A 21,510-nucleotide genomic window follows, 5' to 3' on the forward strand; every position below is an offset into this window, starting at 1 on the left:
ATTTTGCAATATTCTTGTTCAACACTGTTGCAAATCTGTCACATGCATAAAAGATGGCAGGATCAACCGCCCCCCTAGTTCTGAGCCCAATCAGCAAGATTTTTCTCCAAAACCCCTCAGTTAATAAGCAAATTTGCTCTTGTTTAAAAAAACTTTTTTACATTAACAAAAAGCCCCATTTACATTGTTAATTGAAATTTGTTTAAATTGCTGTACGTGGTTGAATTACTGGTGTTACGCAAAACTTTCAAAATAGAACAGTAACCGCCCGGCCAAATCATTGAATATCCGGGCTTTAAATAATGGTAGAAGAATGACTAAAACTGTGGCATTCCGCCAATGGAGCGGCAACATAGATCCGAGTGCATTAAAAGTTTTAAGAAAGCCCGGTGGCATCATCGTGAGCCCAACAAAGGTTGGTTATATTATAATGACCACTGATGAACGCGGCCTAGATCGAAAATTTGATGTGAAAGAGCGCGCGCGCAATAAACCGGGTGTAGTTCTCTGTAGTTCGATCAGTCAACTTGAAAAATTAGCCGTGCTTAACGATGAAATACTGAATTTTTATCAGGATCACTGGGACCATGATATACTACTCGGCTGCATCTTGCCTTGGTCTAAATCAGGGAAATCATTTATCCCTGACGACGGCTCCCAGAACTATATGATGGATAAACGCGAGACGAGTTGTTTTGTTATACGTTTCGGCACACCGTCCGAACAGTTTGCGAAGGTCCTTTGGGAACAAGATAAAAAACTTTGCTTTGCAAGCTCAGCTAACCCATCGGGGCAAGGAAACCGCGGCGTCATTTCCGGAATTGGATCTAAAATTGAGTCGGGCGTCGATATGATTGTTGCTGCCGATGAATACGTTGCCTCAATTCAGCCTAATAGTAGCGAGAAAACCCGCTATGAGCAGGGTGTTATGATATCAATGGTTGATGAGGAAGGCGTATTAGTACCGGAACAGAAGGGCCAGCGTGGAATTCTTCCAGCTCCCACTCTTATTCGGAAGGGTCTGAGCGTAGACAAAATCACAAACCTACTTTCTGACCACTTTAATACCTGGGACTTTAGGCAGGGCGCATATTACTAAAATAAAAATCAGAAGTTTTCGCACCATGGACGCACCTCAACTTCCCAACTCCATGCACTTCTGTGTTGCTGCAATACCTGAAAATAAGTATCAGCGATTGCCTCTGGCTTTAGTAGTGCATCTTTCTCGCCATTTATATTACGTGGATCAGCATCCCCAGTAGAAATACCTCCATCTATTACAAAATGAGCGACGTGAATATTTTTTGGCGCAAGTTCACGAGCTAAACTTTGGGCAAGCCCCCTTAATCCGAATTTTGAGATCGCGAATGGAGACGATTGTGGATAACCCTTTATACTAGCAGATGCACCAGTGAAAAAAATGGCACCCCGCCCCAGCCCTAACATTCGTTTGGCAGCCTCCTGGCCAACCATAAAACCACCGTAACATGATGTTAATATTGCTTTTTTTACCTCATCGGTTTTGAGCGTTTCTATGGCACCCCGCAGACGTTCGCTTGCATTGAAGAGTACTAACGACAAATCTCCTAATTCAGTGTCCGTCCAGTTGTAAAGCTCAGAGATCGATTGTGGATCGCTGCAATCACAAGCCTTGCAAATGGCATTGCAATCAGAAGTTATGCTACTGAGCTTATCAATGTTTCGCGCCGCCAGTGCTACTTTATATCCATTATCAGAAAGACGGCGAGCAAAAGCTGCACTAAGCCCTCTACCCGCGCCCACAATCAATGCACTGTTGGTCATACTGATACTTCTTCATCATAAAATTGAAAGTTTGCGAAGCTGGATAATGGTTCCCGCTGAGGTCGATATTTATTCACTTTTTGTTTGAGGTCGGCATAACCAATCGCCATGCCGCAGACCACGGTTTCATCATCCGGTATCCCAAGGTGTTCTCTGATGATCTCATGGTAGTCGCCGAACGCTGCTTGCGCACAAGTATGCAATCCATGTCCACTAGCCGACACCATAATTGTTTGCAAAAACATTGCTAGATCCATCCAGCTGCCAATTTCAAGGTCGTTGTGAATTGAGAATATCATCCCAACTGGTGCGTCAAAAAACTTATAATTACGGGCCCGCTGACGACGCATTCTTTCAGTTTCTCCTTTTGCAATACCTAACGTCTGATAAAGCCCAATACCGCAGGCTCTCCGTCGTGCTTTGTAAGGCTCGAAAAACTCATCCGGGTAGTACTTCCAACTTCTTTCGTTACCATTGTCACCGGAAAAGAAAGCCTCACAGATTGCATCGGAAAGTCTTTGACGGGCACTTCCCGCTAACACCGTAACTTTCCATGGCTGCATATTTGATCCGCTTGGGGCATACGCCGCAACAGAAAGAATTTGTTTTATAAGACTGTGCTCAACTGGGGTTGATAAAAATGCACGTGTTGAGCCACGACTCACGATCGCCCTGTCAACCAAATTCAAAGTATCCAGACAATCATTATCATTGGGGTCTATTTTATTTTCATTTTCGGCCGTACTTGACATTACTTCCCTTTACTTATTTAATAGAAATAGAATTACAGTAATACCAATACTTTGAAGACAGTTCATAATATTTGATATTTATAACTCAATCATCACAATGCTTATAACTATAAAATTAATTTATGCTTTAACACATTCGTAGGTGTGCTGACATGTGAAAACAGTGCAAACGTCGGTAAATGCACAAGAAGCCAGTCACAGGGTATAAAGCGGTTTTTTGAGTAAATTGTTTTTGTAATGCGCATATGCAGAAAAATACGGAGACGATCGAACAGGATTTCAGATGACAAAGCCACGTAAAACATTAACCAATACGTTTCATGCAGTCGCTTTGGTCCTATTGGTCACGTTGGTAGCCTGCAGGTCAGCGCCATTAGTCCCCACAGCACCAGGGACTACTGGAAGTATAACACGTTCAAGTTTCCAACCCACAACTGATATACCAATACCCAACGGCGCTCGATTTGATGCAGACGCATCACTCGTGCTCAGTAGCAAAGATTACTGGACCGGACGCCTTGTTCTCGATGCAGATCAGAGTATTAGTCAGATTTTTGCATTTTATCAGCAGCAGATGCCCCAGCTAAATTGGAAACCTGTTGCCAGCGTTTTATCTACAACAAGCGTCCTCACATTCATTCGAAAAAATAGAACAGCGACCGTTCAAATCACCCCAAAGAACTGGAGGGGTTCGGAAATTTCCATTACCGTTGCCATTCGCGACCCGGATGCACCAGGTGGCGCTGAAACGGGCCCTATGCCGATGCCAGGAACTAGTAATCTTCAGTTAGACCCGCCAAGCAAACCAGTCTCATCCATTCAAAACCCCATACCCACACCCGTTACTCCTGCCGCCGACGCACCAAAATTTCAACAACAAATTCCTCGGGTATATTGAAAGTTAAAAGTATGGTGCTCAACGCCGCTGAATGAGTTGTTTGACGCCTAGGTGTAAACTAATGAGTACTTTTTTTACGCAGGAATTCAAAATTATGATCGAAGTAATAACTACGTTTTTAAGAAACTAGATTGTCCAGCTATCTGAGAATAACATCCACGCGTGTTGTTGTTCTGCCAAACTTTTTGATCAGAGGGGGAATCATTTGCCTCAATAGCTCCCTCTTCCTCCAACCTTTTAAACTGGCTATAGCTCTCCCCCGCCACACACAACTTAAATCATTGATGTCGCTCACCTCAATTACCAACCGAAGATAGGTAGCCAGAGTTTGATGTGCACGCACCCCCCTTGCCCCCCCTAGAACACTATTGGAATTGCTTCGCCACAAATGAACGAACACTTCGTTTCCAGCCCAGCTCTTACTATGAGCTTCGACCATACCTGTTTTGGGCGCGCTATCATTTATTTGCTCAATCTCTGTACGGTAAAGAATTCTTAACATCGGTTTGGGATGCAAACTCATTCCCTCAGATTCAAAGGCAGCAGTGACATAATCTTTTACTGAACGGTCCAAGAGACTATCTGTCTCGGCAACAACTTTGAATGAAGGCCCCGGTGAAATTGACTTACAATTTTCCGATCCTAAAATCGCCTGCGCGGAAACACTAACACTGAAGAAGCAGATCAAATGCACCCATACGAGAAAATTTATTGGTTGATGCAGTCTTTCCCTCATGTCTAATGAATCCATCGTACTAGGTTAATAGGCGAAGTGTGATATCAATATCTCAGACTGCCGTTATGAGCACAATCAACATTTTACCCAAACGATTAAAATTTAATTATATTGGTTATCAAAAGAATAATTAAAACAGTAAATTAAATAATATTTTTGAGAGTTAACATGAGCAAAAAAGTATTAATTACTGCTGACGGCATTGGTCAGGAAGGTTTAAAATATTTTAAACAAAAAGGTGTGGTAGTTTTTGATTCCAATAACCCGTCTCCAGTAGAAGAATTGATTGAGACAGCCAGTTCCCAGCAAGTTGATGCCATAGTTGTGCGCCGAGCGTCTATCACGGCTGCTGTTATGGATGCCTCCTCAAAACTCAAAGGTATAATAAAGGTTGGCGCAGGGCTTGATTCCATTGACGTCAATGCTGCCACCGAACGTGGCATCGTAGTTTGCAATGGTGCGGGCTTAAATGCTCAGGCCACTGCAGAGCTCGCTTTCTCTCTTATTTTAGCGGTCACGCGCAAAATAGTGCCCTTGGCGCATGAGATGCGGGAAGGAATTTGGTCACAGAATGAGTACTGTGTCGCTGGATTGTCGGGGCAAACTCTCGGAATTGTTGGTCTTGGACATATAGGAAGGATTGTTGCATCGATGGCTCGCCCTTTTGGTGTGAAACTTTGTGCCTTCAGCCCCAATGCTCCAGAGGAAGCTTTCGGTACTGATATAAAGTGTATGAATACCATTGACGAACTCCTTCGGATTTCTGATATCGTAAGTGTCCATGCGCCTGGCCGGCAGCAGTACCGTCATTTATTCAATGAGACGACATTTGCAATGATGAAACCAACGGCTTACTTCATCAATAATGGGCGCGGCTCGATTGTTGATGAACTAGCTTTAGCCGCTGCTCTTTCAAAAGGAATAATTGCCGGAGCCGGCTTAGATGTTTTTGACCCGGAGCCGCCCGCACCTGACAATCCACTGCTACGCGCGCCTAATTTGGTCATGACGCCCCACGTTTCATCCCGTACCCTCAATGTAATCGAAACTACTGCCCGCCAAGCAGCCATAAACGCGTGCCTGATTATCGATGGGGAAAAACCAGCGCAAAAGTTTCTAGTTAATCCAGAAGTTTACAACGGTACCCAGTAAAATCGCATGCCTTTTTACTCAAGTTATTACTGATGCTAGGCGACTAACGACAGAAATAAACAAGGATGGCGTTAGAGTAACGTTTAGGCCACCTCCTTAAAGCAGCTTTTAGCAATAGCAGATAGATCGAATTCAAACGCTACAAAAGGCTTGAGAGAGTTAACGGAACATCATCTAAATTAAAAAATTTGCAATTTTTAAAACGCCCAACGCGCTATTCGTTGGAAAATTTCTCTCGCATGGCAATCGCAACCTCAGCCGGGACAAACTGCTCAATATCGCCACCAAGTTGGCATATTTCCTTCACCAAACTAGAGGCTACAAATAAGTAATTCTCACTGGCCATTAAGAATACCGTCTCAACTTTATCCTCAAGCTTACGGTTCATTGAGGCCATCTGAAACTCGTAATCAAAATCTGAAACAGCACGTAAACCGCGTATTAGCATACTGGCACCACATTCAACCGCAGTTTCCACTAATAACCCTTGAACGCCTCGCGCCTCTATTTTAATACCATACTTGTCAGCCAGCGGTGCGGTCTGCTCCTGAACCATTGCCACGCGCTCTTTGAAAGAGAAAACAGGTGATTTACTAACATTTATAGCAACTGCAATAATCAGGCGATCAACAAGATGTGCTGCCGCACGCTCAACAATATCCAAATGTCCATTGGTGATTGGATCGAATGTCCCGGGATAAAGCCCCACTCGCTCGACCATATCAGTCTTCCTCACCCAATTCGTTGTGCTGATTGTTTTCTTGTTTGTTAACACCCACCGGCCCCTCGGCTGTTTCTTTACCACTATTCATGGTATCTTCGGGATTTTCTTCAGGGTCACCCACATCACTAAGCCTCGCCACTGATACTACTTTTTCATCATCATCAACCTTAAAAACCGATACCCCTTGAGAACCGCGCCCCTTAATCCCAACATCATTAAGCGGGCACCTAATCAGTTTACCTCCATCAGTCACCAACATTATTTGGTCTTTATCCTCAACTGAGAATGCAGCAACAATCTTAGCCGCAGTGCCTTTACCAATATCCATGTTAGTCACGCCTTTTCCACCACGCTTTGCTGGCCTATATTCATAAGCTGAACTTAGCTGACCACGACCATCATTAGAGATAGACAGGATGAATTCCTCCTCCTCGAGCATTTTCTGAAATCCCTCATTTTCCAAAGCTTTTGCTCGCTCTTGATCCCTTTCCAAATCCTCCTGTTTCCATGCCTCTTTATCGCGCGTTTCCAGCCTTCGACGAGCTCGAGAGGCTTGTATAAAAACCTCTCTTTGTTCGGCGCTGGTGTCTGTGTGCTGCAAAACAGACATCCAAATTACCTGGTCGTTATCACCGAGATTTATGCCGCGCACCCCCGTTGAAGTTCGCCCGCTGAAAACACGAACATCAGGTACGGGGAACCGAATACAAATCCCATTTTGCGTGGATAACATAATATCCTTGCTTTCATCACATACCCGCGCATTAACAAGACCATCACCATCAGCAAGTTTCATGGCAATTTTTCCGTTAGCTTTAATGTTGGTAAAATCAGAAAGTTTATTTCGCCGAACATTACCTTTCGATGTCGCAAACATAATCTGCGAGCCATCCCAAGTCGTCTCGTCCTCAGGCAATGGCATAACTGTGGAAATTACTTCACCGTCCTTGAGCGGCAAAAGATTAACCATGGCTTTGCCGCGCGCTTGCGGCCCCCCCAGCGGCAACTTGTACACCTTCATTTCAAAGACCATTCCACGCGATGTAAAGAATAGGACTGGCGTGTGAGTAGATGTAACGAAGACCCTGCTAACAAAATCACCCTCTCGAGTGCTCATGCCAGCGCGCCCCTTGCCCCCTCGTCGCTGCGCACGATATGTCGAAAGTGGCACGCGTTTGATATATCCACCATGGGTAACAGTCACGACCATATCTTCGCGCTGGATTAAATCTTCGATATCGTGTTCAAATTCTACATCGCTGATTTCGGTCCTTCGCTCATCAGCATAAGCATCTTTCATCTCGACTAATTCTGCACGCATTACCTCGAGGAGCAAAGATCTTGACCCTAAAATTCCCAAATACTTGTTGATTTGAGAAGCCAAATCTTCGGTTTCTCCAATCAATTTATCGCGTTCCATCCCAGTGAGACGTTGCAAACGTAACTCCAAAATTGCTCGTGCTTGCTCTTCGGAGAATTGATACTTCCCGCCCACAACGGCGTGGCCCGGGTCGTCTATTATTTTTATAAAATCTTCAACATCGGACGCAGGCCAAGGTGTAGCCATCAAATTTTCCCTCGCCTCCACAGGGTCTTTTGCCTTTCGTATAAGATCAATAACAGGATCAAGATTGCTAATTGCAACTAAAAGCCCTGCCAAAATATGCGCCCTTTCTCGAGCTTTACTCAACTCATAAATAGTGCGTCTTGTAATTACCTCCTCACGAAACGCAAGAAAAGCGTCTATGACTTGTTTAATGTTGAGCATCTCTGGCCTGCCGCCATTTAACGCCAACATGTTCACGCCGAAACTTGTTTGGAGTGGGGTAAACCTATATAGCTGAGCAAGCACAACTTCTGTCATGGCATCGCGCTTGAGCTCTATGACAACCCGAACCCCTTCGCGGTCAGATTCATCACGGAGGTCTGAAATGCCCTCCACCGTTTTGTCGCGAACTACCTCTGCAATCCGCTCTAGCATCCGAGATTTATTAACCTGAAAAGGAATTTCAGTAACGACAATTGCCTCTCGATCTTTGCTTGCCACTTCCGTATGGGTCTTTGCTCGCATTACAACAGAGCCCCGCCCAGTATGAAAAGCAGAATGAATGCCCGTTCGGCCCAGGATTATCCCCCCGGTTGGGAAGTCTGGCCCTGGAACAATTGTTATCAGGTCGGCAATACTAATTTCGGGATTTTCAATGGTCGCCACACAAGCGTCTATCACCTCACCTAAATTATGGGGCGGTATATTTGTTGCCATTCCAACAGCAATGCCGCCGGCACCGTTAACCAACATGTTAGGAAAGCGCGCCGGCAAAACAGATGGCTCCTCAGTTGAGTCATCATAATTAGACTGGAAATCAACTGTGTCCTTGTCAATATCATCCAATAGCGATTCTGCTGCTTTAGCAAGCCGCGCTTCGGTGTACCGCATTGCTGCCGGCGGATCGCCATCCATCGATCCAAAATTACCTTGGCCGTCGATTAACTGAAGGCGCATAGAGAAGTCCTGCGCCATTCTTACCATGGCATCGTATATGGCTTGATCTCCATGGGGATGATATTTACCCATGACATCACCAACAATCCGAGCAGATTTACGGAACGGTTTAGAAGAGTCGTACCCGTTTTCTTTCATCGCATAAAGAATTCGCCTATGCACAGGCTTGAGACCATCTCTTACATCAGGCAGTGCACGGCTAACGATTACGCTCATTGCATAATCGAGGTAAGAGTTACGCATCTCTTCCTCAATCGTAACCTGCATATAAGTACCAGGATTGACGTTTTGCGGCGGTTGGCTCACATCATGCCTTCTTATAATTAATTAACGACTGAATTACCGTTAAAGACGAGTTGCACGCTATGGCACTCAGCTATTGTTTTCCGCTATTTATTAACACTCGCAAGACATCCCTACAAGCGGTGTAAAGTTAATATTTATTATTATATAACAATAGCTTATATGTGAAAAAATCGACAAATATGCAATGGTGTGCGAAGATCGGTCATATGATTCGCTTATGCCCGATTAACAGAACCGCCACGAAAGTTTCGGACCGGAACTACCATTTGGTAAAATATGAATTAGGTTGTGGCGGAAGCGCCGCAAAATCCTAAATCATTTTGATCAATGTGAAAATTCTTAAGGCTCGTTAAAACACAAGCAGAACTGGCATAGTTCTGTGATTTCTTGTACTCACCTGGAACGACTAGACACTTAAGGCCGGCCTTTTCCGCAGAATAAAAGCCACTCTCACTGTCCTCTATTGCAACCGACAAGTGTCTGGGGACCTGCGTTTTTTCTATGGAGTTTAGATAAATTTCCGGGTCCGGCTTAGACTTAATACAATCATTTTCACTAGTGATCAGATCAAATAGGTTAAAATCTAATTTTCCCTGTAAGGAATTGCTGATCGCATTTATATTTCGCTGTGACGTAGATGTGATCCAGCATAACATAATTCTATTTTTTGAACATGTGGTCATTAGTTCTGCAACACCCTCACGGGGGAACAAAACCTTCGACTGCAGTAGTTCTTCAAAAAATTGAGTTTTAAGTACGTGTAAGGCTTTGATACTTTCCTCGTCTAAATTGGTATTACACGACTCGGCGTATCTTTTTAAACGATCTTGCCCTCCTGCCTTTACCAGCATTTCCTGGTATTCCTTCAACTCCCAGTTCCATGAAAGACCGTATTCTTTAAATGCTGAGTTGAACGCAAGAAGTTGCAATTCCGATGTTTCAACAAGTGTTCCTATTGATCCTAAATAGATACACCTTACTTCGCCAAAGGTAATTCGCATATTTGCACCTTGTTAAAAGAAAATTTCAGCCCCTTAGAATATTTATAACGGTTTGTAAGATTTAGACAGGATATGAATTTACCGTCGCCTATACTGAAGATTAGTTTGCATATCATTAGCGGTAAACCCTAAAAAACATTATGGGTGTCCATGATATCGAGTGCCATTCGAACAATTCTAGTGCTCGCTTACAAAATCTCTACATTCCCAGACGTCTTTGATAATAGAGGGGATGTCCATACTGCCAGCTCGCAGCATTTTTGTGATCATTGCGGCGTTACTGAAAGACCAAAATAATCCTGCTTCCAAAAAAATCGGCCTGTTTGACCCGTGTTCTATCCGAAAATCAAAAAGAGAGTAATGCCTGGCGCCTAGTGCTTTATGAGCCCTTAGCGCTTGAGATCGAATTTCCTCGTACAAATCACAATCAATATCAGCTGGGCAAACCATCTTGACCGGTGTTGATAGCGCTTGGTCTTGCGGTTTTCCCCTTGTATCAATTTTTAATTTATCAGAAATAGTTCGAATAGGGTTCTGAGGAGTAACTAGATATTCGATAATGGGGGGGATAAGATAACCCTCGGAGGTTTCTAATACAGCAACCCTAATCTCACGCCCGTTTATGTATTTTTCTGCAAGGACAGAACTATCTGATGCCTCAGCCAATTCGATTGCACGTTGTAATTCATTTGGCCGGGTGACCATTGTTAAACCAACGGAATTATCCTGCTTATTGGGCTTTATTATTATCGGAAAAGAGAGTAATTGAACATCGATCTCCGACGTTAGCCCACCATCGGCTATATTCACCCCATTTTGGACCACACACTTGCGTGTGCGATTTTTATCCGCGGCTAGCGCCATCACAGAACCCGGCGAACCAATCATTTTAAAAGATAATTTTTTTTCAAAAAAATCTCTGCACGCTGTCATCCCTTCATAACAAAACAGGTGGGGGACTATGAGTGAACCTTTGTGCAGGTTATTTATTATTTCTTTTGATGCTTTTGCATCGGACAATTGAGATAAAGAGTGTCCGATGCGCCAACTACCGTTAGGCTCAATTACAATAAAATCCTCCTTCCATCCTTTTGGTAGGATTGTGTTCTTTGCATAGATAAGTGACAATTCGTGGAAGAATTCAGACGTTGGCGAACCACAAACATGGTAAACGTGCTTATTATCGGCCAAAATTAATCTCCACCAGGCTCGACGAGTTTACCGATATTAAAATCAATCCTTAACCACTTGTTACCGGTAAATACCGCTTTTAATAACAGCAATGGAATCTGCCAATGATAAACCATCAAAAATGGAAGTGGGTCATGCATATCAAAAATTGCTTCTTTCCCCAGTGCAACGAGTTTAGTTTTTTCAATAAGCTTAGCGGCGGAAAATGCTGAAAATAGCTCGAACAATTCATGATAAATCCAATAAGTCTCGCGCGCATCTTCTCTCGGTGTGATAGGATCATACTTCACCAAAGATGATGGCTTTACATAAGTGTCCGCAAGCCGTGTCGAATTATAAAAAGTAGTGACAGCTGAGTGTGTGCGCGGATTACACTCAATAGGCATAATCTCGCCCCTATTATTTTCAATAAAATCAAACGAAATCTGGCCCGTAAGACTTAATTTTTTTGCAAAGGAACTAATCCAATCAAAAATTTTTCTATGATCAATATGCTTATACCGAAGCTGAAAATCCGATGATAGACAACAACAGTGCAGCAATACTTTACCTTTGTGCACCAAAGAATGTGTGCAGTATTCCGTGCCCTCTATAAATTCTTGTAATACCCAAGAATTTTTTTCTGAAAAACTTAATCTACTAAAATACTCTGATTGGTCGGGAAACGGTATGAGCGGCCTGTCAAGTCTATTGAGAGGATCATATGAAAGATTCTTAAGAATAAATTTCTTTTTCGACTGTTTTAAATTAATGCGATCTAAATCTTTACGGTTTGCAATTCTATGCACTTCGGGCGCAGTTAATCCTAATTCTGAGGCTATTTCACACAAACGATGTTTATCATCGAGTACTTTCAGAACCTCCATATCAAAGTGGAGAAATTGGCATTGTCCTTTCAATGCTTTTTTAACATCAGAGTCAAAATATACAACCTTTGGACTGGCAACAGGAATCACAAGGTCTATTTTTTCATCCGTTACGATTTTACGAATTGCACTGAGGTAGGACCTGAGACCTTCTTTTAAATCAGGAAGCAGTACAAATTTATGTATGCACGCTGAAAATGCGTGCCCTGAACAACTAAATTTTGCTACTTCGGAAAGATAAACTTTATGGCCTGATCTGTGTAGTAGCCTAGCTAGCTGTAATGCCTTTGTCATCTTGCCACCGGTAAGGAGGATGTTCTGACTATCTGTTCTTTGCATTACAGCGTTCCGCAAAAACAAGCGCATCAAGTTGGCAATACAAAAAATAATAAAACTTAGGGGGGCAAGACCCGTTAAAACCAGAAAGTACAAAATGCCGTGCAGGCGACCACGTATTTTAGCCTTCATCATTTATGCTTTTATTTTACGCGCTCGGAAACGGTAACGCCGTCACGAAGTGGAATTATTACCTGTTCCATTTGTTTTTCATTATTTAGGTATTGATTAAACAAATTTATGGCTTGACCGGCTTCGGATCTGTCAGAGCTATCCAAGTATGCTTCTCCTTGAAGAAGGGTATTGTCGACCACACACAGACCACCAATGCGCAGAAGATTGTTTTTTAGAATATATTGCACATAGTTTGTATAATTTTGCTTGTCGGCATCAACAAAAACAAAATCAAACGTCAAATTTTGTTTTGATATTTTTTTCAAGGTATCCATAGCTGGCCCGATTATTATTTTTATTTTTTTCTTCAAACCAGCAGAAAGGATACTTTTCTCTGCGATGGCAGCAGCTTCAGCATCTATTTCACAAGCTATTAACTCGCCATCATCGGGCAGCCCCCTTGCCATGGAAATTGCCGAGTAACCAGTAAACATGCCTATTTCCAAAATCTTTTTTGATTTAGTTGCCGAAACAAGTGTTTTGAGGAATTGTCCTTCAACATGCCCCGATAACATTTCAGCTTCCAAAAAGACATCAACTTTTTCTCGATCAGCTTCCCAGTCAAATTCACGGGTTTCTTGCGAAAGAGATGCCAAATATGCGGGCTCACTAGTGGTATTTTCTTCGAGATACTTATCCAGGCCGGAAGCTAAAAGGTAGACGCGGTTTAGTTCTTTTTGGAAAATGTCGCTTGTTTCCTTTAATGAAGGATCATTCCTAAGTTGTTTCAGTTTTTCAGTCAAAATGGAATGTGGTGTTATCGGCCTAAGCGTTTTCATCTGTAAACCTATCATTTATTCAGCAGCAAAAGCAGATCGTAGAGGAACATGCACAGTAGAGGGGTCTTCCAAACCAACATCACTGCAAAGCGGTTCAACGCCAATACCTTTACGTTCAAGGCTTTGGCAAAAAGAATGATAGTCGGAAATAGAACTTTTCAGTTCTTCACGCCCAAGATCATTGATGTATCCACAATTACCAATTCGGTGCTTGGGAACAGGCGCGGCGAGATTACCTCCGCGTTTTTCTATAATACGTTCCTGAGATTCCCAAATTAATGATTCTTCTAATAAAATGTCGTGCCAAAGACTCAACTCAAAATTTTCTATCAATTTAATAATTCGAAGGAAAGTTTCGTCATCTATCCAATCCTTTTTTCTACTCAAGAAAGCACCAAATCCCATTCCTATTGAGACTGCGTGCCCATGCAGTAAGCCGGCTTTTATTTCAAAACCGGGCGACCAAGTATGGCCATACGCATGAGGGCGGCATTGATGTGTTTCATATAAATTCTCGTATTCTGCAGAAACATAGCTCCGCATAGCACCGGCCAAAATTTTGTTCGACTTTGCTACTATATCTTTTGTTTTAATATTGTCCTGTTCAATACCAAATCTTGACTTGAACAAATCTGCACCAACCTCTTCGAGATCACAAAACAGTTCGGCATCTTTTACAACACCCATTTTAATCATTTCAGCCACGCCGTGTCTAAGCCAACCAATTTTAAGAGTCTTAAAAAACGAACGATCTGTTATCGTTAGGATTGGTGTATGATAGGAGCCAAGTAGATTTTTGTATCCATATCCATCACAGCAAGTCCGAGGTGACGGTCCAGCGTCTATAGCAGAGACGATTGACGATCCAACCATGATATAGGGTGTGTTGCGATGATAAAGAGCGCACGCCAGACCACCTATATCCGCTAAAACGCCACCTCCAATGATGAGTATGGGCTCATTCCTTGAAACGCCCAGCAACTTAAAATCACCTAAGATTTTTTCAACAGTGTTAAGCGCTTTATCAATCTCCATCGCTCGGTAGACTAATTTTTCTAGATCCGTTGAATAATGTTTAAAGTAGTTCTCAATGTCTTTTCCAAAATGCTTGTCTACATTTTCGTCTACAAGACAAATACAACGTTCAAGCGGTCGGTAGATATCGCTTAAGGTGGTATTATACAAATCCAGTATATTTTCTTCGATACGTATAGAGGTGTAGGTATGGCATGACATAACTGCCTCAAATGCATAATCATCAGAGCCAGTTGTTACTGAGCCACGGCTTTCTCGATACGGTGATGTCGGATATAAGGCGTGCGGATTGTTATTTACAAGTTCTTGTTCGTAATTTTTAAAATAGGCATTAAAAGGTCCTTCCGATAAGACCTTTGATAAACGAATTTTACCTGCACAATTATCTAAAAGTTCATCTCTGAAACCCGTTATGCCCTCTGAAGCATTAGGCGCAATAATCTTGCTGAGTTCCGCCAAATCAGAAAACACAAATTTCAGAGGCTGGGAATAACATGCCCTAAGGCGACGAATGATAGGTATAGCCTTGATATCATCTGAAGAAGCAAGTTCATTCATTAAATCCGGTGAGTCAATCACAGTGTTGGTGAACCATACCACTAACTCTTTAAATACGTCTGATGACCCTAATTTACTCACGGTGTCAGCAGTTGACACTCCATCTAAGACGATTTGTTCAAGTTCAATAAGCTTGGGTAAGACATCTAATTGTACAGTCATAAACTTGCATCTCATAAAAATGTTGTTGTCAAAACTATCATTTGCTCTCCTTTGCTTAAAATTTCCATGAGGCAATTCGGCGCGGGTAATTCTCCAACAGTTTACTAACAATGTAATTGTAGGAAGCGCGTCGTGCGGGGCGGCCCTTTCTGGTGATGTACTTGTTTCCGATGTTCCGCGACCCACAACGCGGGCGCAACCAAGTTTCCGGGCTACGGCTTCCGGTTTCTGATTGCAGGGAAGCTCTCGCAATAGCGAAAGTGTTGTTCTTTAATCTTTACCTTTTTACCTGTAAAGAGAAAGTTTACCCCTAAAGAGTAAGCTCAGAGAGGGTTTTCCGCTCTTTTGTCGCGGGAGAAACTATCGATGTTGTCCCCAAGGATAGTTTTTTGGGGACAAAACTCTTGGCTATCATTTCAAAGATAGCTGTAATAGCCAAACAGCAGTTTTTAGTGAGATATTACCTAAAGGTTATTAGCTTTTAACGTTTTTAAAAGCTTGCTCGCCGAAATCCAGAGATTTGTAAAATTAGGACAAAGTTACCTGCTCCAAAGATATACTTAAAACGGAATTTCATCATCTAGGTCACTGCTACCGGCCGGTGCGGGGCCAGAATCCTCCGGCGGTGAGTAATTCTGAGAAATTTCCTGACCAGCACTTCCTCCGGCGCGAGAGTCTAGCATTGTGAGCTGTCCTCTAAATTTGCGAAGAACTACTTCGGTTGTATATTTTTCTTGGCCTGATTGGTCTGTCCATTTTCGGGTCTGAAGCTCGCCTTCAAGAAAGACCTTTGCCCCTTTCTGCAAATACCGTTCCGCAACATCGACCAGCCGATCATCAAAAACGACCACTCTATGCCATTCTGTCCGTTCTTGCTGCTCACCACTATTACGGTCTTTCCAACGCTCGGAAGTAGCTATCGACAAATTACAAACCTTTCCGCCGTTCTGCATTGTACGGACCTCCGGTTCACGACCTAAATTTCCTACCAGTATTACTTTGTTGACGCTTCCGGACATCGATTTCTCCCGTATTAAAACCGCTAGTAGAGTTTACTGAACATAACGCAGGTATTTCTACCAGAATGTTACTGCAGCGCTACCTATCCAGACAAATCTACGTTAAAAGTTATCGTCTCAAGCCATTGTGGGACCTATATTATCAGTGAATAATTTTTTCAACAGCCAACCAACATTAAGTGGAACATTAACCTAAAATGGCCGACTCGATTAGCATACGTGGCGCCCGCGAACATAACCTTAAGAATTTCGACATAGATTTACCACGTGATCGACTGATCGTCATCACGGGCCTGTCCGGATCCGGCAAGTCCTCTTTAGCCTTTGATACAATCTATGCGGAAGGTCAGCGCCGCTACGTGGAGAGCCTATCTGCTTATGCTCGCCAATTTCTTGAAATGATGCAAAAACCTGATGTGGACTCTATCGAAGGCCTTTCACCCGCAATATCAATTGAGCAGAAAACGACCAGCCGTAATCCTCGCTCTACCGTTGGTACGGTGACTGAAATTTATGATTATCTTCGCCTGCTATTTGCAAGAGTAGGAACACCTTTTTCCCCTGAAACAGGACTGCCAATCGAGAGCCAAACAGTGACCCAAATGGTAGACAAAATTTCAGCATTTAAAAAAGGCAGCCGGCTGTATTTGTTATCGCCTATCGTAAGAGGAAGAAAGGGAGAATACCGTCGGGAATTAAAGGATTTACAAAAACGCGGTTTTCAAAGGGTCAAAATTGACGGCGAAATCTATGAACTCGATGATACCCCGGCGCTTGATAAAAAGCGCAAGCATGACATAGAGGTGGTTGTTGATCGAGTGGTCTTGCGTGATGCTCTTCAAGAGCGTCTTGCTGACTCAATCGAAACAGCACTGGAACTGTCGGATGGGTTGGCTATTGCTGAAGATGCAGACAGTGGTGAACGCAGTATATTTTCAGCGCGTTTCGCATGCCCCGTTTCTGGTTTCACAATAGATGAAATAGAACCACGACTATTTTCCTTCAATAATCCCTTCGGCGCATGCCCCACCTGTGATGGGCTCGGAACTAGAATGACTTTCGACCCAGAACTTACTGTGCCTGACACCTCCAAGAGCCTTCGGGACGGGGCGATCGCACCGTGGTCAAATTCCTCTTCGCCCTACTATCAACAGACCCTCAAAAGTTTAGCGCGCCATTTTGGCGTACAAATGAGCACACCATTCGGGGAACTGCCAGATGAAGTAAGAAGTGCTATTCTTTTCGGTACCGGCGACGTTTCGATTACGCTGGAGTATGACGATGGCCTTCGAAACTATAAGACCAATAAACCTTTTGAAGGCGTTATCCCCAATATGGCCCGTCGTTGGCGTGAAACAGATTCGAATTGGATAAGGGAAGAGCTTGAACGCTACCAGACTAAAAACCCTTGTGAGACATGCAAGGGAGCACGCCTCAAACCTGAGGCTCTAGCAGTAAAAATTGCCGGCCTCCATATCAGTGAAGTATGTACAAAGTCGATTGGCCAAGCCGTAGAGTGGTTTCAAGTATTGGAAAACTCTTTAAACACTAATCAACGGAAAATCGCCGAGCGTATTCTCAAAGAAATTCGTGAGAGGCTCGGCTTCCTTGCTAATGTCGGACTTGAATATCTTTCACTTGAAAGGTCTTCCGGCACGCTTTCTGGGGGTGAGAGTCAGCGTATTCGCCTCGCATCTCAAATAGGATCCGGCCTAGTCGGTGTACTATATGTTCTTGATGAGCCATCAATCGGTCTTCACCCACGTGATAACCAGAGGTTACTTGAAACCCTGCGGCGCCTTCGGGACTTAGGGAATACCGTAATCGTGGTAGAGCATGACGAAGAAGCTATGTGTGCTGCCGACATGTTAGTCGACCTTGGTCCAGGTGCCGGGCGTCACGGTGGAAGCCTCGTTTCCGCCGGAACACCTCAGGAGGTGATGGCATGCTCAAACAGTGTGACAGGTCAGTATTTGTGTGGAGAACGTCAGATCGCCGTACCTCAAAAGCGACGGAATACCAGATCAACACCGAAACTCCAAATAAATGGGGCCTCGGCAAACAATCTAAGGAATTTGTGTGCGGAGGTGCCTCTTGGAACCTTGACGTGCGTGACTGGGGTATCCGGAAGTGGAAAGTCGACATTTACAGTTGAAACTTTATACCGAGCATTGGCACGACATTTAAATAACTCTCGGGTCATTCCAGGCACCTACGAGAGTATCAAAGGTTTGGAATACTTGGACAAGATTATAGAAATTGATCAGTCACCAATAGGACGAACGCCTCGTTCTAACCCAGCAACCTATACAGGTGCATTCACACCAATACGAGAATGGTATGCAAACTTACCTGAGGCAAAAGCAAGAGGATATGCTCCAGGGCGTTTCTCATTCAACGTTAAAGGCGGTCGATGCGAAGCCTGTCAGGGTGATGGAGTAATAAAAATTGAAATGCATTTTTTGCCAGATGTATATGTCGAGTGCGATGTTTGTGAGGGTAAACGCTACAATCGAGAGACATTAGAGGTGCAGTTTAAGAATAAATCTGTCGCTGACGTTCTCGCCATGACGGTAGAGGAAGGCGCAGAGTTTTTCAGCGCTGTTCCTTCAATACGAGATAAATTGGCGACCCTTAACCGCGTTGGGCTTGGTTATGTGCAAATCGGCCAGCAAGCAACAACACTTTCCGGTGGTGAGGCGCAGCGAGTGAAACTTGCGAAAGAACTCGCGAAACGGGCCACCGGCCGTACTCTCTACGTACTAGATGAACCTACCACTGGCCTTCATTTTGAGGATATCCGAAAGTTACTTGAGGTACTGCACGCGATAGTCGACACGGGTAACACAGTTGTGGTTATCGAACATAACCTCGATGTAATCAAAACAGCCGATCATATCATAGACCTTGGACCAGAGGGTGGAGACAATGGTGGAAAATTAGTTGCAAGCGGAACACCGGAAGAGATTGCTAAAGTAAAAAAAAGCTATACAGGTATGTATTTGAAAACAATTTTACGAAAACAAAAGGAAATTCCACAAAGGAAAAATATTTAAGTCAAACAGTTTTGCTCCATGGTTTAATTCTGAACCGCCCTTAATCTACATTTTTTTCAACCTATTAATTTATTCAAATGAAAGCGTCCGAACAATCTATAATCGCTAAATCGGCACCAATAATGTCTGAGAGAAAATCACCCATCCACGTAATTGGCGGCGGCTTGGCCGGATCTGAAGCTGCTTGGCAAGCTGCCCGAGCCGGCGTTCCAACAATCATCTATGAGATGCGACCAACCCGTGGCACAGAAGCCCATAAAACAGATGGTTTGGCTGAATTGGTGTGTTCCAATTCATTTCGCTCAGATGACGCACTCAGCAACGCTGTAGGGCTATTGCACGAGGAAATGCGGCGCTGCGGGTCAATCATCCTGTCGGCCGCAGATGCTAACAAGGTACCAGCTGGAGGCGCCCTTGCGGTAGATCGGGACGGCTTTAGCAATATGATTACCGATGCCATCAATGATGAACCTCTAATTGAAATAGAAAGAGCTGAGATCACAGAAATTCCCTCAGAAGATTGGGACAATGTCATAGTCGCAACCGGTCCACTTACATCAGAGGATTTGAGTGCCTCAATTCTAAATGCCACGGGCGAAGACACTCTCGCTTTCTTTGATGCAATTGCGCCAATCGTTTACAGAGACAGCATTAATTTCGACATCGCATGGTTCCAATCTCGCTATGATAAGGGTGATGGTGCAGATTATATCAATCTTCCGATGACCGAAGAGCAATACCTAACATTTTTAGAAGAAGTTAATCAGGGTGGGAAAACAGCGTTTAAATCCTGGGAGGAAACACCCTATTTCGAGGGCTGTCTTCCACTCGAGGTTATGGCAGAACGAGGCCCAGAGACACTTCGTTTCGGACCGTTAAAGCCGGTAGGATTAACTGACCCGCGGAACCCAGACCAAAAACCCTACGCTATAGTACAGCTCCGACAAGATAATGCCTTGGGCACTTTGTACAATATGGTGGGTTTTCAAACCAAACTTAAGTATGCAGAGCAGACCCGTATCTTTCAGATGATACCAGGGCTTGAAAATGCACGGTTCGCAAGGCTCGGCGGCCTTCATCGGAATACATTTTTGAATAGCCCGCGTTTACTTGATAGCCAGTTACGCTTGAAGCAGGACCCTCGCCTTCGGTTTGCAGGACAAATTACTGGTGTAGAGGGGTACGTTGAATCTGCTGCTATAGGGCTATTAGCAGGCCGTTTTGCAGCGGCTGATAAATTAGCAATTACAGTAACAGCACCGCCGCTGACGACTGCCCTTGGCGCACTGATCAATCATATTACTCAAGGGGCTGAGAGTTCTACTTTTCAGCCTATGAATATTAATTTTGGCTTGTTTCCTCCACCCGTGACTCCAGAGGGAAAACGCAAACTCCGAGGTCGGGAACGCAAACTAGCATATACTACACGAGCAAATAATGCCCTCAAGGCCTGGCTTTCCTAAAGTAGCCAGAATGGCATGTCCTACTGCCATTTCCTGCTCCATACCTTGAGTGCAAGGCGCGCCTCGTGAAACGGAATGGGTAACGTAACAGCATAAACATATGGATCGTAATTGACCCGCTTGAGACGCATCAGATACCAGCGTGCCTGCGCAGCCGACAACACCGCAGGATATGCCGAACGTGATAACTTAATCCCAGCCACCTCATCCAAGCGTAGGAACGCCATTTCTCCGAGCCTGGCGATGATCTTTGATAATTCCGAAGATGGCCTGAGTGAGAGCAAGGCGCGTTCACTCAGGCCCGCCTCATTCATCAAATCTACGGGCAAAAAATTTCTGTTCTGTTTAAAAAAGTATGGTGCTGCTCTCAACAAACCTGCCATACCATAACTAACAGATGCCGCACTGACCGCGAGCGCATTTTTTTCATCTTCTGGCACCTCAAGGACCTTCAATGCCAAACGGTTTAAAGGCGTAACGGTCTTATCGATATAACCACATAACTCTTCCACGTTTGCAAAAGGCTCATTTTTAAGGTCATTCATCCTACCCATAATCAGGGTCTGTAATTCCTTTCTTTCTAAACCCCAAGTCTCCTTGGCGTTTGCCAGCGCTTGAAGAACCTGATGCTGTCTTGGCGTTCCTGTGAAAATTTCCTCAATGGCATCTGACCACCATTGCAATCTGATCTCGCCCAGCATTGGTTCAGATACAGTTTCTCGGATTTTAGCAATTTCGTGATTAAAAGCGTGAATCGCCCAAAGTGCAGAACGTCTCTCAACCGGCGCAAAAAGACTCACAACGTACGCGTCATGTGCCACACGCCGGACAAGGTCACGACAATAGACATCGTTGTCATTCCAATCCATTAACATACTCAGTTAAACATAGATAAACCATAATCATATAAGTTAGCGTATCCTTTAAATATGTAATAGCCTTACAAAGTTTTTACCTTGGTCTCCACGCAGGCATATATTAGAACGCCAAAAACTG

General features: G+C 43.9%; 17 protein-coding genes. 5 read left to right on the plus strand and 12 right to left on the minus strand.

The features are described 5' to 3' along the window. The first annotated feature begins 313 nt into the window (after nucleotides 1-313). Complete coding sequence (locus VX941_12925; protein MEE2934309.1) at nucleotides 314-1,099, plus strand: Sua5/YciO/YrdC/YwlC family protein; 786 nt, start codon at nucleotides 314-316, stop codon at nucleotides 1,097-1,099. Between the two features lie 8 nt (nucleotides 1,100-1,107). Here the strand turns inward: VX941_12925 and VX941_12930 are convergent, their stop codons facing one another. Both VX941_12930 and VX941_12935 read right to left on the minus strand, forming a co-directional pair. Continuing rightward, entirely contained in the window at nucleotides 1,108-1,803 is a 696-nt protein-coding gene (locus VX941_12930; protein ID MEE2934310.1) for an SDR family NAD(P)-dependent oxidoreductase, read from the minus strand. Further along, nucleotides 1,800-2,555: a nitroreductase gene (locus tag VX941_12935; GenBank protein ID MEE2934311.1), complete on the minus strand. Its 756-nt coding sequence runs from the start codon at nucleotides 2,553-2,555 to the stop codon at nucleotides 1,800-1,802. Before VX941_12935 ends, VX941_12930 begins: the two co-directional genes overlap by 4 nt. A gap of 283 nt (nucleotides 2,556-2,838) precedes the next feature. On the opposite strand from VX941_12935, the gene VX941_12940 reads away from it, so the two are divergent. Beyond that, the gene (locus VX941_12940) at nucleotides 2,839-3,453 is read left to right on the plus strand and encodes a hypothetical protein (protein ID MEE2934312.1); all 615 of its coding nucleotides are present in this window, start codon (nucleotides 2,839-2,841) and stop codon (nucleotides 3,451-3,453) included. 139 nt (nucleotides 3,454-3,592) lie between these two features. Here VX941_12940 and VX941_12945 read toward each other — a convergent pair whose 3' ends face one another. Then, nucleotides 3,593-4,189, minus strand: a complete 597-nt coding sequence (locus VX941_12945; protein MEE2934313.1) for a hypothetical protein — start codon at nucleotides 4,187-4,189, stop codon at nucleotides 3,593-3,595. A gap of 168 nt (nucleotides 4,190-4,357) precedes the next feature. Here VX941_12945 and VX941_12950 point away from each other — a divergent pair, with 168 nt between their 5' ends. After that, nucleotides 4,358-5,341 (plus strand): hydroxyacid dehydrogenase, encoded by a 984-nt coding sequence (locus VX941_12950; protein MEE2934314.1) that lies wholly within the window; start codon nucleotides 4,358-4,360, stop codon nucleotides 5,339-5,341. Between the two features lie 214 nt (nucleotides 5,342-5,555). On the opposite strand, the gene coaD is transcribed toward VX941_12950, so the two are convergent. From coaD to ssb, 8 genes are all read right to left on the minus strand, one after another. Then, complete coding sequence (gene coaD, locus VX941_12955) at nucleotides 5,556-6,062, minus strand: pantetheine-phosphate adenylyltransferase (GenBank protein ID MEE2934315.1); 507 nt, start codon at nucleotides 6,060-6,062, stop codon at nucleotides 5,556-5,558. Nucleotide 6,063: 1 nt separating this feature from the next. Further along, entirely contained in the window at nucleotides 6,064-8,835 is a 2,772-nt protein-coding gene (gyrA, locus tag VX941_12960) for a DNA gyrase subunit A (protein MEE2934316.1), read from the minus strand. Nucleotides 8,836-9,155: 320 nt separating this feature from the next. Continuing rightward, complete coding sequence (locus VX941_12965; GenBank protein MEE2934317.1) at nucleotides 9,156-9,875, minus strand: HAD-IA family hydrolase; 720 nt, start codon at nucleotides 9,873-9,875, stop codon at nucleotides 9,156-9,158. A 177-nt stretch (nucleotides 9,876-10,052) separates the two neighbouring features. Continuing rightward, nucleotides 10,053-11,066, minus strand: a complete 1,014-nt coding sequence (locus tag VX941_12970) for a D-alanine--D-alanine ligase (GenBank protein ID MEE2934318.1) — start codon at nucleotides 11,064-11,066, stop codon at nucleotides 10,053-10,055. A gap of 2 nt (nucleotides 11,067-11,068) precedes the next feature. Continuing rightward, on the minus strand, nucleotides 11,069-12,271 hold the full coding sequence (locus VX941_12975) for an ATP-grasp enzyme (protein ID MEE2934319.1): 1,203 nt from the start codon (nucleotides 12,269-12,271) through the stop codon (nucleotides 11,069-11,071). Nucleotides 12,272-12,411: 140 nt separating this feature from the next. After that, complete coding sequence (locus tag VX941_12980) at nucleotides 12,412-13,221, minus strand: class I SAM-dependent methyltransferase (protein ID MEE2934320.1); 810 nt, start codon at nucleotides 13,219-13,221, stop codon at nucleotides 12,412-12,414. A gap of 15 nt (nucleotides 13,222-13,236) precedes the next feature. Then, nucleotides 13,237-14,976 carry a sedoheptulose 7-phosphate cyclase gene (locus tag VX941_12985; protein MEE2934321.1) on the minus strand — a complete coding sequence of 580 codons (1,740 nt, stop codon included), beginning with the start codon at nucleotides 14,974-14,976 and terminating at the stop codon, nucleotides 13,237-13,239. Nucleotides 14,977-15,536: 560 nt separating this feature from the next. Next, a complete protein-coding gene (gene ssb, locus VX941_12990) occupies nucleotides 15,537-15,995 on the minus strand; it encodes a single-stranded DNA-binding protein (protein MEE2934322.1) in 459 nt (152 codons plus the stop codon). Nucleotides 15,996-16,192: 197 nt separating this feature from the next. Here ssb and uvrA point away from each other — a divergent pair, with 197 nt between their 5' ends. Both uvrA and trmFO read left to right on the plus strand, forming a co-directional pair. Beyond that, the gene (gene uvrA, locus VX941_12995) at nucleotides 16,193-19,051 is read left to right on the plus strand and encodes an excinuclease ABC subunit UvrA (GenBank protein ID MEE2934323.1); all 2,859 of its coding nucleotides are present in this window, start codon (nucleotides 16,193-16,195) and stop codon (nucleotides 19,049-19,051) included. 122 nt (nucleotides 19,052-19,173) lie between these two features. Further along, the gene (trmFO, locus tag VX941_13000) at nucleotides 19,174-20,514 is read left to right on the plus strand and encodes a methylenetetrahydrofolate--tRNA-(uracil(54)-C(5))-methyltransferase (FADH(2)-oxidizing) TrmFO (GenBank protein ID MEE2934324.1); all 1,341 of its coding nucleotides are present in this window, start codon (nucleotides 19,174-19,176) and stop codon (nucleotides 20,512-20,514) included. Nucleotides 20,515-20,534: 20 nt separating this feature from the next. On the opposite strand, the gene VX941_13005 is transcribed toward trmFO, so the two are convergent. Then, a complete protein-coding gene (locus tag VX941_13005; GenBank protein ID MEE2934325.1) occupies nucleotides 20,535-21,383 on the minus strand; it encodes a squalene/phytoene synthase family protein in 849 nt (282 codons plus the stop codon). Nucleotides 21,384-21,510: the final 127 nt, after the last annotated feature.

The sequence above is a fragment of the Pseudomonadota bacterium genome, from assembly GCA_036339585.1.
Taxonomy (GTDB): domain Bacteria; phylum Pseudomonadota; class Alphaproteobacteria; order UBA8366; family UBA8366; genus UBA8366.

Excerpts from the sequence above, each read along its gene's own strand:
- VX941_12925 (MEE2934309.1), top strand. The coding sequence starts at position 314 with ATGACTAAAACTGTGGCATTCCGCCAATGGAGCGGCAACATAGATCCG.
- gyrA (MEE2934316.1), bottom strand. The coding sequence starts at position 8,835 with ATGCAGGTTACGATTGAGGAAGAGATGCGTAACTCTTACCTCGATTAT.
- VX941_12980 (MEE2934320.1), bottom strand. The coding sequence starts at position 13,221 with ATGAAAACGCTTAGGCCGATAACACCACATTCCATTTTGACTGAAAAA.
- VX941_12950 (MEE2934314.1), top strand. The coding sequence starts at position 4,358 with ATGAGCAAAAAAGTATTAATTACTGCTGACGGCATTGGTCAGGAAGGT.
- coaD (MEE2934315.1), bottom strand. The coding sequence starts at position 6,062 with ATGGTCGAGCGAGTGGGGCTTTATCCCGGGACATTCGATCCAATCACC.
- VX941_12965 (MEE2934317.1), bottom strand. The coding sequence starts at position 9,875 with ATGCGAATTACCTTTGGCGAAGTAAGGTGTATCTATTTAGGATCAATA.
- trmFO (MEE2934324.1), top strand. The coding sequence starts at position 19,174 with ATGTCTGAGAGAAAATCACCCATCCACGTAATTGGCGGCGGCTTGGCC.
- VX941_12935 (MEE2934311.1), bottom strand. The coding sequence starts at position 2,555 with ATGTCAAGTACGGCCGAAAATGAAAATAAAATAGACCCCAATGATAAT.
- VX941_13005 (MEE2934325.1), bottom strand. The coding sequence starts at position 21,383 with ATGGATTGGAATGACAACGATGTCTATTGTCGTGACCTTGTCCGGCGT.
- uvrA (MEE2934323.1), top strand. The coding sequence starts at position 16,193 with ATGGCCGACTCGATTAGCATACGTGGCGCCCGCGAACATAACCTTAAG.
- VX941_12945 (MEE2934313.1), bottom strand. The coding sequence starts at position 4,189 with ATGAGGGAAAGACTGCATCAACCAATAAATTTTCTCGTATGGGTGCAT.
- VX941_12930 (MEE2934310.1), bottom strand. The coding sequence starts at position 1,803 with ATGACCAACAGTGCATTGATTGTGGGCGCGGGTAGAGGGCTTAGTGCA.
- VX941_12940 (MEE2934312.1), top strand. The coding sequence starts at position 2,839 with ATGACAAAGCCACGTAAAACATTAACCAATACGTTTCATGCAGTCGCT.
- VX941_12985 (MEE2934321.1), bottom strand. The coding sequence starts at position 14,976 with ATGACTGTACAATTAGATGTCTTACCCAAGCTTATTGAACTTGAACAA.
- ssb (MEE2934322.1), bottom strand. The coding sequence starts at position 15,995 with ATGTCCGGAAGCGTCAACAAAGTAATACTGGTAGGAAATTTAGGTCGT.
- VX941_12975 (MEE2934319.1), bottom strand. The coding sequence starts at position 12,271 with ATGCAAAGAACAGATAGTCAGAACATCCTCCTTACCGGTGGCAAGATG.